The 14,533-nt window shown below is 70.5% G+C and carries 11 protein-coding genes; 5 read left to right on the plus strand and 6 right to left on the minus strand.

What is annotated here, in order from left to right; genetic code table 11:
• The 4 genes from JS521_RS36515 to JS521_RS08435 all read right to left on the minus strand — a co-directional run.
• On the minus strand, positions 1-327 hold a 327-nt coding region (locus JS521_RS36515; protein ID WP_239486957.1), incomplete at its 3' end, for an FAD-dependent oxidoreductase.
• A 14-nt stretch (positions 328-341) separates the two neighbouring features.
• On the minus strand, positions 342-1,886 hold the full coding sequence (gene glpK / locus JS521_RS08425; protein ID WP_205082102.1) for a glycerol kinase GlpK: 1,545 nt from the start codon (positions 1,884-1,886) through the stop codon (positions 342-344).
• Between the two features lie 39 nt (positions 1,887-1,925).
• Entirely contained in the window at positions 1,926-2,717 is a 792-nt protein-coding gene (locus JS521_RS08430) for an MIP/aquaporin family protein (RefSeq protein ID WP_205082103.1), read from the minus strand.
• Between the two features lie 332 nt (positions 2,718-3,049).
• On the minus strand, positions 3,050-3,814 hold the full coding sequence (locus tag JS521_RS08435; RefSeq protein ID WP_205082104.1) for an IclR family transcriptional regulator: 765 nt from the start codon (positions 3,812-3,814) through the stop codon (positions 3,050-3,052).
• 251 nt (positions 3,815-4,065) lie between these two features.
• Between JS521_RS08435 and metH the strand changes: the two genes are divergently transcribed.
• The 3 genes from metH to JS521_RS08450 all read left to right on the plus strand — a co-directional run bounded on the left by metH (position 4,066) and on the right by JS521_RS08450 (position 10,342).
• Positions 4,066-7,581 (plus strand): methionine synthase, encoded by a 3,516-nt coding sequence (gene metH, locus JS521_RS08440; protein WP_205082105.1) that lies wholly within the window; start codon positions 4,066-4,068, stop codon positions 7,579-7,581.
• Positions 7,582-7,725: 144 nt separating this feature from the next.
• Positions 7,726-8,436 (plus strand): HAD family hydrolase, encoded by a 711-nt coding sequence (locus JS521_RS08445; RefSeq protein WP_205082106.1) that lies wholly within the window; start codon positions 7,726-7,728, stop codon positions 8,434-8,436.
• A gap of 307 nt (positions 8,437-8,743) precedes the next feature.
• Complete coding sequence (locus tag JS521_RS08450) at positions 8,744-10,342, plus strand: ABC transporter substrate-binding protein (RefSeq protein ID WP_205082107.1); 1,599 nt, start codon at positions 8,744-8,746, stop codon at positions 10,340-10,342.
• A gap of 116 nt (positions 10,343-10,458) precedes the next feature.
• Here the strand turns inward: JS521_RS08450 and JS521_RS08455 are convergent, their stop codons facing one another.
• Both JS521_RS08455 and JS521_RS08460 read right to left on the minus strand, forming a co-directional pair.
• Positions 10,459-11,130, minus strand: a complete 672-nt coding sequence (locus tag JS521_RS08455; protein ID WP_073769744.1) for a response regulator — start codon at positions 11,128-11,130, stop codon at positions 10,459-10,461.
• Between the two features lie 9 nt (positions 11,131-11,139).
• On the minus strand, positions 11,140-11,985 hold the full coding sequence (locus JS521_RS08460; protein WP_239486958.1) for a RecB family exonuclease: 846 nt from the start codon (positions 11,983-11,985) through the stop codon (positions 11,140-11,142).
• A 177-nt stretch (positions 11,986-12,162) separates the two neighbouring features.
• Between JS521_RS08460 and JS521_RS08465 the strand changes: the two genes are divergently transcribed.
• Both JS521_RS08465 and JS521_RS08470 read left to right on the plus strand, forming a co-directional pair.
• On the plus strand, positions 12,163-13,413 hold the full coding sequence (locus JS521_RS08465; RefSeq protein ID WP_205082109.1) for a site-2 protease family protein: 1,251 nt from the start codon (positions 12,163-12,165) through the stop codon (positions 13,411-13,413).
• Between the two features lie 60 nt (positions 13,414-13,473).
• On the plus strand, positions 13,474-14,391 hold the full coding sequence (locus tag JS521_RS08470; protein WP_003970161.1) for a tRNA (adenine-N1)-methyltransferase: 918 nt from the start codon (positions 13,474-13,476) through the stop codon (positions 14,389-14,391).
• Positions 14,392-14,533 lie beyond the last annotated feature (142 nt).

Below are 14,533 nucleotides of genomic sequence, written 5' to 3' on the forward strand. Positions count from 1 at the left end.
GCCCCCGGGGGGGCCCCCGGGGGGGGGCTCTATGTGGTCCCCCGCCCCCTGCTCCCCCGCGCGGGTGGGGTGGTCGCCCCGCCGGCGGGGGTGGTGGTTGGTGGTGGGGGTGGTGGGGGCGCGGGCTATGGCGCCGGCGTCCACCAGAGCCACCCGCAGCCCGGACTGCGCGGCATGCCAGGCGGTGGAGATGCCCAGGATGCCGCCGCCGATGACCAGGAGGTCGTACGTGGCCCGGGACAGCTGGTCCCGGGTCTCGGCGCGGCTCGGCAGCGAGCCGGAGGCCGGGTGCGTTCCGAGGGCGGGAACGCTCTGCAGGGTGGTCATGGTGATGCTCCTCGTCAGCTTTCTTCGTCCTCGACCCAGCCCATGGTCCGTTCGACGGCCTTGAGCCAGCTCTTGTACTCGCGGGCACGGGTGTCCGCGTCCATGCGGGGTGTCCACTCGGCGGCCCGGCGCCAGTTGGCGCGCAGCGCGTCGGTGTCCGGCCAGAAGCCGACGGCGAGACCGGCGGCGTAGGCGGCGCCGAGGCAGGTGGTCTCGGCGACCATCGGGCGCACCACGGGCGCGTCCAGGAAGTCGGCGAGCGTCTGCATCAGCAGGTTGTTGGACGTCATGCCGCCGTCGACCTTGAGCGCGGTCAGCTCGACGCCGGAGTCCTTCGTCATGGCGTCGCTGATCTCGCGGGTCTGCCAGGCGGTGGCCTCCAGGACGGCACGGGCGATGTGCGCCTTGGTGACGTAACGGGTGAGACCGGTGATGACCCCACGGGCGTCGGGGCGCCAGTAGGGGGCGAACAGGCCGGAGAAGGCGGGCACGAAGTACGCGCCGCCGTTGTCCTCGACCGAGGAGGCCAGGGTCTCGATCTCGGCGGCCGACTTGATCAGGCCCATCTGGTCGCGCATCCACTGCACCAGCGAACCGGTGACCGCGATGGAGCCCTCCAGCGCGTACACCGGGGGCTTGTCGCCGATCTGGTAGCCGACGGTGGTGAGCAGCCCGTTGTACGAGTTCACCGGGGTGCCACCGGTGTTCATCAGCATGAAGGTGCCGGTGCCGTACGTGGACTTGGCCTCGCCCTCGGCGAAACAGGTCTGGCCGAAAAGGGCCGCCTGCTGGTCACCGAGCGCGGAGGCGACGGGCACGCCGTCGAGGATGCCGCCCTTGGCGTGGCCGTACACCTCGGCGGAGGAGCGGATCTCGGGGAGGACCGCCGCCGGGATGCCGATGGAGGAGAGGATCTTCTCGTCCCACGCCATCGTGTGGAGGTTCATCAGCAGGGTGCGCGAGGCGTTGGTGACGTCGGTGACGTGCACGCCGCCGTCGGTGCCGCCGGTGAGGTTCCAGATGACCCAGGAGTCCATGGTGCCGAAGAGGATGTCGCCGGCCTCGGCGCGCTCGCGCAGCCCCTCGACGTTGTCGAGCAGCCAGCGGACCTTGGGTCCGGCGAAGTACGAGGCGAGCGGCAGCCCGGTCTCGCGGCGGAACCGGTCCTGGCCCACGTTGCGGCCGAGCTCCTTGCAGAGCGCGTCGGTACGGGTGTCCTGCCAGACCAGGGCGTTGTGCACCGGCTCACCGGTGTTCTTGTCCCACATCAGCGTGGTCTCGCGCTGGTTGGTGATGCCGATCGCCTTGACGTCGGCGGAGGTGATGCCGGCCTTGACGATGGCCCCGGCGACGACCTCCTGGACGTTCTCCCAGATCTCGGTCGCGTCGTGCTCGACCCAGCCCGGCTTCGGGAAGATCTGCTCGTGCTCCTTCTGGTCGACGGAGACGATCCGGCCGTCCTTGTCGAAGACGATGCAGCGGCTGGAGGTGGTGCCCTGGTCGATGGCCGCGATGAACGGCCCGGTGCCATGGGTGCCGGTGGTGTGTGCGTCGGTCACGGTGTGCTCCCGGAAGTCTGTGAGGTGATGAGCGAGCGGCTAGGCGAAGGCGAGGTTGTAGAGCCCGCCGGCGAGTGCGCCGCCGACGAGCGGACCCACGATGGGTACCCACGCGTAGCCCCAGTCCGAACCACCCTTGTTGGGCAGCGGCAGCAGGGAGTGCACGATGCGCGGACCGAGGTCGCGGACCGGGTTGATGGCGTAGCCGGTCGGGCCGCCGAGCGAGAGGCCGATGCCGACCACGACCAGGGCGGTGATCAGCGCGCCGAGCACGCCGATGCCGTTGCCCCCGTCGTTGAGGCCCTGGGTCAGGATCGCCAGGACCAGCACGGCCGTCGCGATGATCTCGGTGATGACGTTCTGGACGCCGTTGCGGATCTCCGGACCGGTGGAGAAGATCCCGAGCACCGGGCCGGCCTTCGGGGCGGCGGTCTGGTCGACCATGCCCTCGTCGGTGGACTTGGTCCCGACGATCTCCGGGTCGGTCAGGTGGGCGTGGAACTGGCCGTAGTAGACCGCCCAGACCAGCAGGGCGCCGATCATCGCGCCGAGCAGCTGCGAACCGAGGTAGAGGGGGACGTTGCCCCACTCCGTGCCGCCCTGGATGGCCAGGCCGACCGTGACCGCGGGGTTGAGGTGGGCGCCCGATGGGCCGCCGGCCAGATACGCGCCGGTCAGCACGGCGAAGCCCCACCCGAAGGTGATGGCGAGCCAGCCCGCGTCCCGGGCCTTCGAGCGCTTCAGCGTGACGGCGGCACAGACACCGCCGCCGAGCAGGATGAGTACGGCGGTACCTATGGTCTCGCCGATGAAAATGTCGGAGCTGGACACCCGCGACTCCTTTGTCCTTCGTCCAGGGGAGAGCGGATCACCGGTCCCGCCGGTGTTCCGCGCCCCAGGTGGGTATCCACGAAGCGTGGGCAACCCACCTGTAAGGGCTTGACCGGCCCTTGGCACTGTCACACCCTAACGCGTATTGCCGTTAGGCGTTCGACAATGCCGACCGTTGAACGGCAGTGTTTCCCCGAAGTGAAGGAAGCGTCAAGGGTTCTGTGGCCCACGACTCGGTGCGCGACGGGATCGTTACCGGCGGTGGGCGGGAGCCGTGCGTACGGGGCGGCGCCCGTCGCGGGGGAAGCCGAGGGGTCGGGCCGTGCGGGCCGTCAGAAGCGCCCGGCGCCCAGATCCCGGGAGACCGCGCGGGCGCAGTCCCGTACGGCCGCGATCAGCTCGGGGCGCAGCGTGCCGCCCGGGGCCACGCGCTCCACCGCGCCGGTCACGGCGACCGCGCCCACCGGCATCCTGCGCCGGTCGTGCACGGGGGCGGCCACGGCGGCGACGCCCTCCCAGGTCTCCTCGGCGTCGGCCGCCCAGCCCTGGGCCCGGATCAGGTCGAGCATCGACTCGAACGCCTCGGCCTCGGTGACGGTGCGCCCGGTGAAGGGGCGGCGCTCCGCCTCCATGACCTCGCTGTGCGCCACCGGGTCGTACGCGGACAGCACCTTGCCCAGCGCCGTGGAGTGCAGCGGCTGCATCGCCCCGACCTCCAGTACCTGGCGGCTGTCGTCGGGCCGGAAGACGTGGTGGACGATCAGCACACCGTGCTGGTGCAGCACCCCGAGGTGGACGCTCTCGCCGCTGGAGCGGGCCAGGTCGTCCGTCCAGACCAGGGCGCGCGCCCGCAGCTCGTGGACGTCCAGATAGCTGTTGCCGAGGCGCAGCAGCTCCGCGCCCAGCTGGTAGCGGCCCGACGCCGCGTCCTGCTCGACGAAGCCCTCCAGCTGGAGCGTGCGCAGAATGCCGTGCGCGGTGCCCTTGGCCAGCCCCAGCGAGGAGGCGATGTCGGAGAGCCCGAGCCGGCGCTCGCCGCCCGCCAGCAGACGCAGCATCGCGGCCGCCCGCTCCAGCGACTGGATGTTCTTGGCCATCGCGCCGTACTCCTCCACCTCGGTTCGACAATGCTGAACACTATCGGTCGATGCCGACCTGCGCCGGACTCCGGAGGAAAGTCTCCGCCACCCGGCCGCACGCGTCGCCCCCGGCACAGCATGCAGTCCGTACGGGGTCCGTCCTCTGGACGCCCCTACGGTCCCGGACGGCGTCCGGCTACGCTGGCGAGGTGCGCCTTCCCCAAGAAGGACGCAAAGCCGACAGCCGTCGCATCCCTGGGAGATCATCCATGGCCTCGTTGCCGACATCCGCCGCCGACAGCCGGACCCGCGCAGACGCACTCCGAGAGGCACTCGCCACCCGCGTGGTGGTGGCCGACGGGGCGATGGGCACCATGCTCCAGGCACAGGACCCCACGCTGGAGGACTTCGAGAACCTCGAAGGCTGCAACGAGATCCTCAACATCACCCGGCCCGACATCGTCCGCTCGGTCCACGAGGAGTACTTCGCGGTCGGCGTCGACTGCGTCGAGACCAACACCTTCGGCGCGAACCACTCCGCCGCCAACGAGTACGAGATCGCCGACCGGATCTTCGAGCTCTCCGAGTCCGGCGCCCGGATCGCCCGCGAGGTCGCCGACGAGTTCGGCGCGAAGGACGGCCGCCAGCGCTGGGTCCTCGGCTCGATCGGCCCCGGCACCAAGCTGCCCTCGCTCGGCCACACCACGTACGACATCCTGCGCGACGGCTACCAGAAGAACGCCGAGGGACTCCTCGCGGGCGGCTCCGACGCGCTGATCGTCGAGACCACCCAGGACCTGCTGCAGACCAAGTCCAGCATCATCGGCGCGCGCCGGGCGATGGACGCCCTCGGCCTCCAGGTGCCGCTGATCTGCTCCCTCGCCTTCGAGACGACCGGCGTCATGCTGCTGGGCTCCGAGATCGGCGCGGCCCTGACCGCCCTGGAGCCGTTGGGCATCGACCTGATCGGGCTGAACTGCTCGACCGGCCCGGACGAGATGAGCGAGCACCTGCGCTACCTCGCCCGCCACTCCCGTACGCCCCTGATGTGCATGCCCAACGCCGGACTTCCCGTCCTCACCAAGGACGGCGCGCACTTCCCGCTCGGCCCCGAGGGTCTCGCCGACTCCCAGGAGCACTTCGTCCGGGACTACGGGCTCTCCCTCATCGGCGGCTGCTGCGGTACGACCCCCGAGCACCTGAGGGCCGTCGTCGACCGCGCCCGCGAGCTGACCCCGACCGAGCGCGACCCGCGTCCCGAGCCCGGTGCGGCCTCCCTCTACCAGCACATCCCCTTCCGCCAGGACACCGCCTACCTGGCCATCGGGGAGCGCACCAACGCCAACGGCTCCAAGAAGTTCCGCGAGGCCATGCTGGAGGCCCGCTGGGACGACTGCGTGGAGATGGCCCGCGACCAGATCCGCGAGGGCGCCCACATGCTCGACCTCTGCGTCGACTACGTGGGCCGCGACGGCGTCGCCGACATGGCGGAGCTGGCCGGCCGCTTCGCCACCGCCTCCACCCTGCCGATCGTGCTGGACTCCACCGAGCTGCCCGTCCTGCGCGCCGGTCTGGAGAAGCTCGGCGGCCGGGCCGTGCTGAACTCGGTGAACTTCGAGGACGGCGACGGCCCCGAGTCCCGCTTCGCGCAGGTCAGCGCCCTGGCCGCCGAGCACGGCGCCGCCCTGATCGCCCTGACGATCGACGAGGAGGGCCAGGCCCGCACGATCGAGCACAAGGTCGCCATCGCCGAGCGGCTGATCGAGGACCTGACCACCAACTGGGGCATCCGCGAGTCGGACATCCTCATCGACACCCTGACCTTCACCATCTGCACCGGCCAGGAGGAGTCCCGCGGCGACGGCATCGCCACCATCGGGGCCATCCGCGAGCTGAAGAAGCGCCACCCCGACGTCCAGACCACCCTGGGCCTCTCCAACATCTCCTTCGGCCTCAACCCGGCCGCCCGCGTCGTGCTGAACTCCGTCTTCCTCGACGAGTGCGTCAAGGCGGGCCTGGACTCCGCGATCGTGCACGCCTCGAAGATCCTGCCGATCGCCCGGCTGGAGGAGGAGCAGGTCAAGGTCGCCCTCGACCTGATCTACGACCGCCGCGCCGAGGGCTACGACCCCCTCCAGAAGCTCATGGAGCTGTTCGAGGGCGTCAACATGAAGTCGATGAAGGCGGGCAAGGCAGAGGAGCTGATGGCCCTCCCGCTGGACGAGCGGCTCCAGCGCCGCATCATCGACGGCGAGAAGAACGGCCTGGAGGCCGACCTCGACGAGGCCCTCGAGGACACCCCGGCCCTCGACATCGTCAACAACACGCTGCTGGAAGGCATGAAGGTCGTCGGCGAGCTGTTCGGCTCCGGCCAGATGCAGCTGCCGTTCGTCCTCCAGTCCGCCGAGGTCATGAAGAGCGCGGTGGCCCACCTGGAGCCGCACATGGAGAAGACCGACGACGACGGCAAGGGCACCATCGTGCTCGCCACCGTCCGCGGTGACGTCCACGACATCGGCAAGAACCTCGTCGACATCATCCTCTCCAACAACGGCTACAACGTCGTCAACCTCGGCATCAAGCAGCCCGTCTCCGCGATCCTGGAAGCCGCCGAGGAGCACCGCGCCGACGTCATCGGCATGTCCGGTCTCCTGGTGAAGTCCACCGTGATCATGAAGGAGAACCTCCAGGAGCTGAACCAGCGCAAGATGGCCGCGGACTTCCCGGTCATCCTCGGCGGCGCCGCGCTGACCAGGGCCTACGTCGAGCAGGACCTGCACGAGATCTACGAGGGCGAGGTCCGCTACGCCCGCGACGCCTTCGAGGGCCTGCGCCTCATGGACGCGCTCATCGGCGTCAAGCGCGGGGTGCCGGGCGCGGTCCTGCCCGAGCTGAAGCAGCGCCGGGTGCCGAAGAAGGACGTCGCGGCGGTGCTGGAGGTCGAGGAGCCCGAGGGCTCGGTGCGCTCGGACGTCTCCGTCACCAACCCCATCCCCGAGCCGCCGTTCCGGGGCACCCGCGTCATCAAGGGCATCCCGCTCAAGGAGTACGCCTCCTGGCTCGACGAGGGCGCCCTGTTCAAGGGCCAGTGGGGCCTCAAGCAAGCCAGGACCGGCGACGGACCGACGTACGAGGAGCTGGTGGAGACCGAGGGGCGCCCGCACCTGCGCGGCTGGCTCGACCACCTCCAGTCCAACAACCTCCTGGAAGCCGCCGTCGTCTACGGCTACTTCCCCTGCGTCTCCAAGGGCGAGGACCTGATCCTCCTCCACGAGGACGGCTCCGAGCGCACCCGCTTCACCTTCCCGCGCCAGCGCCGCGGCCGCCGCCTCTGCCTCGCCGACTTCTTCCGTCCCGAGGAGTCCGGCGAGACCGATGTGATCGGCCTCCAGATCGTCACCGTCGGCTCCCGGATCGGCGAGGCCACCGCCGAGCTGTTCGCCGCCAACTCCTACCGCGACTACCTGGAGCTGCACGGCCTCTCCGTCCAGCTCGCCGAGGCGCTCGCCGAGTACTGGCACGCCCGGGTCCGCAGCGAGCTCGGCTTCGCCGGGGAGGACCCGGCGGACGTCGAGGACATGTTCGCGCTGAAGTACCGCGGCGCACGGTTCTCGCTCGGTTACGGGGCGTGCCCGGACCTGGAGGACCGGGCCAAGATCGCCGACCTTCTCCAGCCGGAGCGGATCGGCGTGCACCTCTCCGAGGAGTTCCAGCTCCACCCCGAGCAGTCCACCGACGCCATCGTCATCCACCACCCCGAGGCCAAATACTTCAACGCCCGGTAACCCCCGTATTCCCGCTGCGGTCCCGCGCCCTTCGCGCACCGCGGCCGGACACGTCGTACACTGGTCGGTCCAGTGCAGGCCGGTCGCCCTCCCACTTCTGGGAATGGCGGCCGGCCTTCTCGTCCCTTACGGAAGGTGTGCCGGATGACCAGTACGGTCCCCGCGTCCTTGACCCGCACGGCCGAAGGCGCCGCCCTGCAGGCGGTCCTTCTCGACATGGACGGAACCCTGGTCGATACCGAGGGCTTCTGGTGGGACGTGGAGAAAGAGGTCTTCGCCGGCCTCGGGCACCGGCTGGAGGAGGCCTGGCGGGACGTGGTCGTCGGCGGTCCGATGACCCGCAGCGCCGGCTACCTCATCGACGTCACCGGCGCCGACATCCGGCTGGACGAGCTGACCGTCCTGCTCAACGACGGATTCGAGAGCCGCATCAGCCGCGGTGTGCCGCTGATGCCCGGGGCGGAGCGGCTGCTCGCCGAACTGGCCGCCTACGAGGTGCCCACCGCGCTCGTCTCGGCCTCCCACCGCCGCATCATCGACCGGGTGCTGGACTCGGTCGGCCACCACCACTTCGCGCTCACCGTCGCGGGCGACGAGGTCGCCCGGACCAAGCCCCACCCCGAGCCCTACCTCACCGCCGCCGCGGGCTTCGGTGCCGACCCCTGGCGCTGCGCCGTCATCGAGGACACCGCGACCGGTGTGGCCGCCGCCGAGGCCGCCGGCTGCCGGGTCGTCGCCGTGCCGTCCGTCGCCCCCATCGCACCGGCGGCCGGACGCGTGGTCGTCGGCTCCCTCGAAGAGGTCGACCTCGCCTTCCTGCGGGGACTCATCACCGGATCGAGCGGGACGGGCTGAGCGGAGCACGAGCGCCGACTTGTGAACGAACGGTGGATTTCCTGCTCCCCTCCGTGTGCGTTCCGGCAGCGTTCCGTGGATGTGGATCAGTCGCGGGGCTCATATGTGAAGAGGGTGGGCGAGTGACCTTCGTCACCTGGGAGTGACCAGCGGGCCGCCGGGATCGGGTGGGCTGTCCGCAATGATGATCGTATGTCGGCCCTGCCGGTCGCCGGGGGAGCGCGAGCCGCCCGTCGGACGGTCGGAGGGGCCACCCACGGCTACTAACTTGGATTCCTCACCTGCCGGGATGAGGGAGAACGTCCAGATGAACCGCAAGACCCTGGTGCTGCCGGCCGTGGTCGGCCTGCTCGCCCCCGTGCTCGCCGCCTGCGGCAGCACGGACAGCGGCGCCGGTGGCAAGGGGGCCATCGTCGTCGGCACCACGGACCAGGTCGTGGCCTCGAAGGAGAACCCCGCGCCGCTCGACCCGGCCGTCGCCTACGACGCGGGCGTCTGGAACGTCCTGCGGCAGACCGTGCAGACGCTCACCACGGTGCCCAACGGCGGCGGCGAGCCGGTCCCCGAGGCCGCCCGCAGCTGCACCTTCACCGACACCGCGAACGAGAGCTACCGCTGCACCCTGCGCGCGGGTCTCACCTTCGCCGACGGGACGCCCGTCACCGCCGAGGACGTGAAGCACTCCATCCAGCGCGTCATCGACATCGACGCGGACAGCGGGCCGGTCGGTCTGCTCGCCAACATCGACATGATCGAGACCAAGGGCGAGGACCAGGTGATCTTCCACCTGAACACGCCCGACGCCACCTTCCCGTACAAGCTCGCCACCCCCGCCGCCGGCATCGTCCCGAAGGCGGACTACCCGGCGAAGACGGCACGCGCGGGCTTCCAGGTCGACGGCTCCGGCCCGTACACCATGAAGCCGGAGGTCGAGAACGGCCGGGTCGCCAAGATCGCCTTCGAGAAGAACCCCTCGTACAAGGGCGAGCTGAAGGTCCTCAACGACAAGGTCGAGATGGACCTCTTCCCCGACGCCGAGGCCATGGGCAAGGCGCTCGACGAGGACAAGATCCACCTGATGACCCGGGCGATGTCGCCCGAGCAGGCCCAGGACATGCTCGTGGAGCCGAAGGAAGGCATCGACCTCACCGAGCTGCCCGGACTGGCCATCAGCTACCTCGGGTTCAACACCAAGGACCCCGTGGTCGACAAGCCCGTCCGGCAGGCCATGGCGCAGATCATCGACCGGGGCCAGATCGCGGGCAAGGTGTACGGCACCACCGCCGAACCGCTCTACTCGCTGATCCCCTCCAGCATCGCCGGGCACACCAACGCCTTCTTCAACAAGTACGGCGAGCCCAGCACCGCCAAGGCCGCGGCGATCCTCCGCGCCGCCGGGATCGACACGCCGGTGAAGTTCACCCTGCACTACACGAACGACCACTACGGTCCGGCCACCGCCGCCGAGTTCAAGGCGATCCAGCAGCAGCTGAACAAGTCCGGCCTCTTCGACGTCTCCGTCCAGGGCAAGGAGTGGTCGAAGTACCGCCCCGAGCAGAAGCGCGGCGACTACGCGGCCTACGGCATGGGCTGGTTCCCCGACTTCCCGGACCCGGACAACTACACCGCGCCCTTCCTGGACGCGAACAACTTCCTCAACTCGCCCTACCGGTCCCGCGAGGCGGAGAAGGTCCTCATCCCGCAGTCCCGCCGCGAGGCCGACCGCACCGCCGCTTCCGCCACCTACGAGAAGCTCCAGGACATCGTCGCCACCGACGTGCCGGTGCTTCCGATCTGGCAGGGCAAGCAGTACGTGGCCTCCCGCGACGGGATCGCCGGGGTCGAGCGCTCGGTGAGCGCCACCTCCGAACTCCAGCTCTGGGAGCTCAACCGGCCCAGCGCCTGAGCCCCGACAGCGAAGCCGTCCGGCCCGCACCCTCCGTACGAGGAAAGGTGCGGGCCGGACGGCTTTCGTGCGTCGTCGTGTTCCTGCGTGTCGTAGCGGCGCCGCTACCGCTACCGCTACTGCGCGCCGGGGCGCACCAGCCCGCTCTCGTACGCGTACACCGCGGCCTGCACCCGGTCGCGCAGGCCCAACTTCGTGAGCACATGGCCCACATGCGTCTTGACCGTCGTCTCGCTGACGAACAGATCCGCCGCGATCTCCGCGTTGGACAGCCCCCGCGCCACCAGCTTCAGCACCTCGACCTCACGGTCCGTCAGCGTGTGCAGGGCGTCCGGCACCGGCTCCTCGCCGGACGGCAGATGGTCCGCGTACTTGTCGAGCAGCCGGCGCGTGATGCTCGGCGCGAGCATCGCCTCGCCCGCCGCCACCACTCGGATCGCCTGCACCAGCTCGGCCGCCGGAGCGTCCTTCAGCAGGAAGCCGCTCGCCCCCGCACGCAGCGCCTCCACCACGTACTCGTCGAGATCGAAGGTGGTCAGCACCAGCACCTTCGCCGGACCGTCCTTGCCGGGGCCGGTGATCTGACGGGTCGCCTCCACCCCGTCCATCCGCGGCATCCGGATGTCCATCAGCACCACATCGGGCTGCAGCGCCCGCACCTGATCGATGGCCTGCAGACCGTCACCTGCCTCGCCGACCACCGCCAGATCGCCCTCGGCCTCCAGAATCATCCGGAAACCGGTGCGCAGCAGAGGCTGGTCGTCGACCAGAAGGACGCGGATCGCCACAGGAACTCCTTAAGGGCCCTCAAGGGCCACGGCTCGGCCGGCCTCGGCCCGGACCGGTCCCATTCTGCCCTGGTCATCCTCACCCGTATCCGCCGGGCGGACCGACAGCGGATAGACCGGGGGAGTCCCGCCGAATTCCGGACACACCCCCTGGTGGTCGCACCAGCCGCACAGCTTCGTCGGCCGGGGCCGCCAGTCGCCGGTCTCCGTCGCCAGCCTGATCGCGTCCCACAGCGCCAGCAGCTTGCGCTCCACCCGCTCCAGATCCGCCACCACCGGGTCGTACGTCATGACGTCCCCGCTGCCCAGATAGACCAGCTGGAGGCGGCGCGGCACCACGCCCTTCAGCCGCCAGATCACCAGCGCGTAGAACGTCATCTGGAACAGCGGCTCCTCGGAATACTCCGGCCGCGGCGCCTTGCCCGTCTTGTAGTCGACGATCCGGACCTCGCCGCTCGGCGCGATGTCCACCCGGTCGATCACCCCGCGCAGCCGCAGCCCCGACTCCAGCTCCGTCTCGACGAACATCTCGCGCTCGGCCGGTTCGAGACGCGTCGGGTCCTCCAGCGAGAACCACCGGTCCACCAGCTGCTCCGCCTCGCCCAGCCACCGCGTCAGCCGCTCGCCCTCGGCGTCCCCGGCGAACAGATCGCTCAGCTCCGGCTTCGTCTCCAGCAGCCGGTCCCACTGGCCGGGGATCAACGCCCGCGCCTTCGGCGCCGTACGGTCGGCCGCCGGGGCGTCGAAGAGCCGCTCCAGCACCGCATGGACCAGCGTGCCGCGGGTAGCCGCCTCGCTGGGCTTCTCCGGCAGCTTGTCGATGACCCGGAAGCGGTAGAGCAGGGGACACCGCATGAAATCGCTCGCCCGTGACGGCGACAGGGACGAAGGCGGCTGCGGCGGCCGCGGCACGGAAGTCATGACAGAAGACCCTACGGCCCGCCACCGACATCGAGCGGCATACCATCGACGGCAGACCCTCGCACACTGCATGATCGTGGCACAGACCTCTCACCGAACCGAAGGGATCCCGTGGACGACAGCGGCGACAGCGGGCGGCCGCAGCCCGGCGCAGGGGGAACGCCCCCCGGCGCCGATCCCGGCAACGGCAAGCCGAAACGCCCCGCGGAGCCTGGCGGCGGCCTGCTCATGGGCCGGCCCTTCGGCGTGCCCGTCTACGTCGCCCCCAGCTGGTTCGTCGTCGCCGCGCTGATCACCTGGGTCTTCGGCGGCCAGCTCGACCGGGTGCTGCCCGAGCTGGGCGGCGCCCGCTACCTCGTCGCCCTGTTCTTCGCCATCGCCTTCTACGCCTCCGTGCTCGTCCACGAACTGGCCCACACGGTCGCCGCCCTGCGCTACGAACTCCCCGTCCGCCGGATCCAGCTCCAGTTCTTCGGCGGCGTCTCGGAGATCGAGAAGGAGACGGAGACCCCCGGCCGCGAGTTCGTCCTCGCCTTCGTCGGGCCGCTGCTCTCCCTGGTCCTCGGCGGAGTCTTCTACGGTGCGATGCAGCTCGTCGAGCCCGGCACGGTCCCCGGCGTCCTGCTCGCCGGCCTGATGATCTCCAACCTCATCGTGGCCGCCTTCAACCTGCTGCCCGGCCTGCCGCTCGACGGCGGCCGGATGCTCCGCGCCGTCGTCTGGAAGATCACCGGCAAGCCCATGAGCGGCACCATCGCCGCCGCCTGGGTCGGCCGCGGCCTCGCCGTCGTCGTCCTCATCGGACTGCCCCTGCTCACCCACACCGGGACGCTCGGCGGCAGCGCCCAGGACATCGGCGGCGTCGAGACCGTCATGGACGCCCTGCTCGCCGCGATCCTCGCCGGCATCATCTGGACCGGCGCCGGGAACAGCCTGCGCGTGGCCCGCCTCCGCGAGCACCTGCCCGACCTGAGGGCCCGCACCCTGACCCGCCGCGCCGTCCCCGTCGAGTCCGCCACCCCGCTCTCCGAAGCGCTGCGCCGGGCCAACGAAGCCGGCGCCCGCGCCCTGGTCGTCGTCGACGGACAGGGCAATCCGAAGGGCGTCGTCCGCGAGGCCGCCATCGTCGGCGTCCCCGAACACCGCCGCCCCTGGGTCGCCGTCAGCGGCCTCGCCCAGGACCTCACCGACGGCATGAAGATCCCCGCCGAACTGGCCGGCGAAGCCCTCCTGGACCGGCTCAAGGCCACCCCCGCCACCGAATACCTGGTCGTCGAGGAGACCGGCGAGATCTACGGGGTCCTCTCCACCGCCGACGTGGAGCGCGCCTTCGTCAAGGCCATGGCCCGCCCCGGCGCCTGAGCCCTCTCCTGGCGGGGGAGCGGCGGCAGGAGGCCCCGGAATCACCGGTAGGCTGGTCACATGTCTGAACCGACCGGTGCCGCCCGCCGACGTGGGCCCTTCAAGGTCGGGGACCAGGTACAGCTCACCGACCCCAAGGGCCGCCACTACACCTTCACGCTCGAAGCCGGAAAGAACTTCCACACCCACAAGGGTTCTTTCCCGCACGACGAGCTGATCGGTGCTCCCGAGGGCAGTGTTGTCCGCACCACGGGAAACGTCGCCTACCTCGCGCTGCGCCCCCTGCTCCCCGACTACGTCCTGTCCATGCCCCGCGGTGCCGCCGTGGTCTACCCCAAGGACGCGGGCCAGATCCTGGCCTTCGCCGACATCTTCCCCGGCGCCCGCGTCGTGGAGGCCGGGGTCGGATCCGGATCGCTCTCCACCTTCCTGCTGCGCGCCATCGGTGAGCAGGGCATGCTGCACTCCTACGAGCGCCGCGAGGACTTCGCCGAGATCGCCCAGCAGAACGTCGAGCGCTACTTCGGCTCCCCGCACCCGGCCTGGCAGCTGACCGTCGGCGACCTCCAGGACAACCTCTCCGACACCGACGTCGACCGCGTCGTGCTGGACATGCTCGCCCCCTGGGAGTGCCTGGAGGCCGTCTCCAAGGCCCTGGTGCCCGGCGGCATCCTCTGCGCCTACGTCGCCACCACCACCCAGCTCTCGCGCACCGTCGAGTCCATCCGCGAGATCGGCTGCTTCGCCGAACCGCAGCCCTGGGAGTCGATGATCCGCAACTGGCACGTGGAGGGCCTTGCCGTCCGCCCCGACCACCGGATGATCGGCCACACAGGCTTCCTGGTCACCGCCCGCCGCCTCGCGGACGGCGTCGAGCCGCCGCTGCGCCGCCGCCGCCCCTCCAAGGGCGCCTACGGTGAGGACTACGAGGGTCCGGGCAGCCAGAGCCGCGGAGGCTCCGCCGCCGACCGCGGCTGACCCGCCGCAACGTACCGGCGCCGCCGCGCAGTTCCCCGACCGACCGGGGAACTGCGCGGGGGCGCCTTTTCGTTGAGACGCCTGTTCGTCCAGACCCCGCCGTTCCGCCCGGGTGTGAGGTGTGGCACGATGCTGGGCACCC

The sequence above is a fragment of the Streptomyces durocortorensis genome, from assembly GCF_016901035.1.
Lineage (GTDB): Bacteria > Actinomycetota > Actinomycetes > Streptomycetales > Streptomycetaceae > Streptomyces > Streptomyces durocortorensis.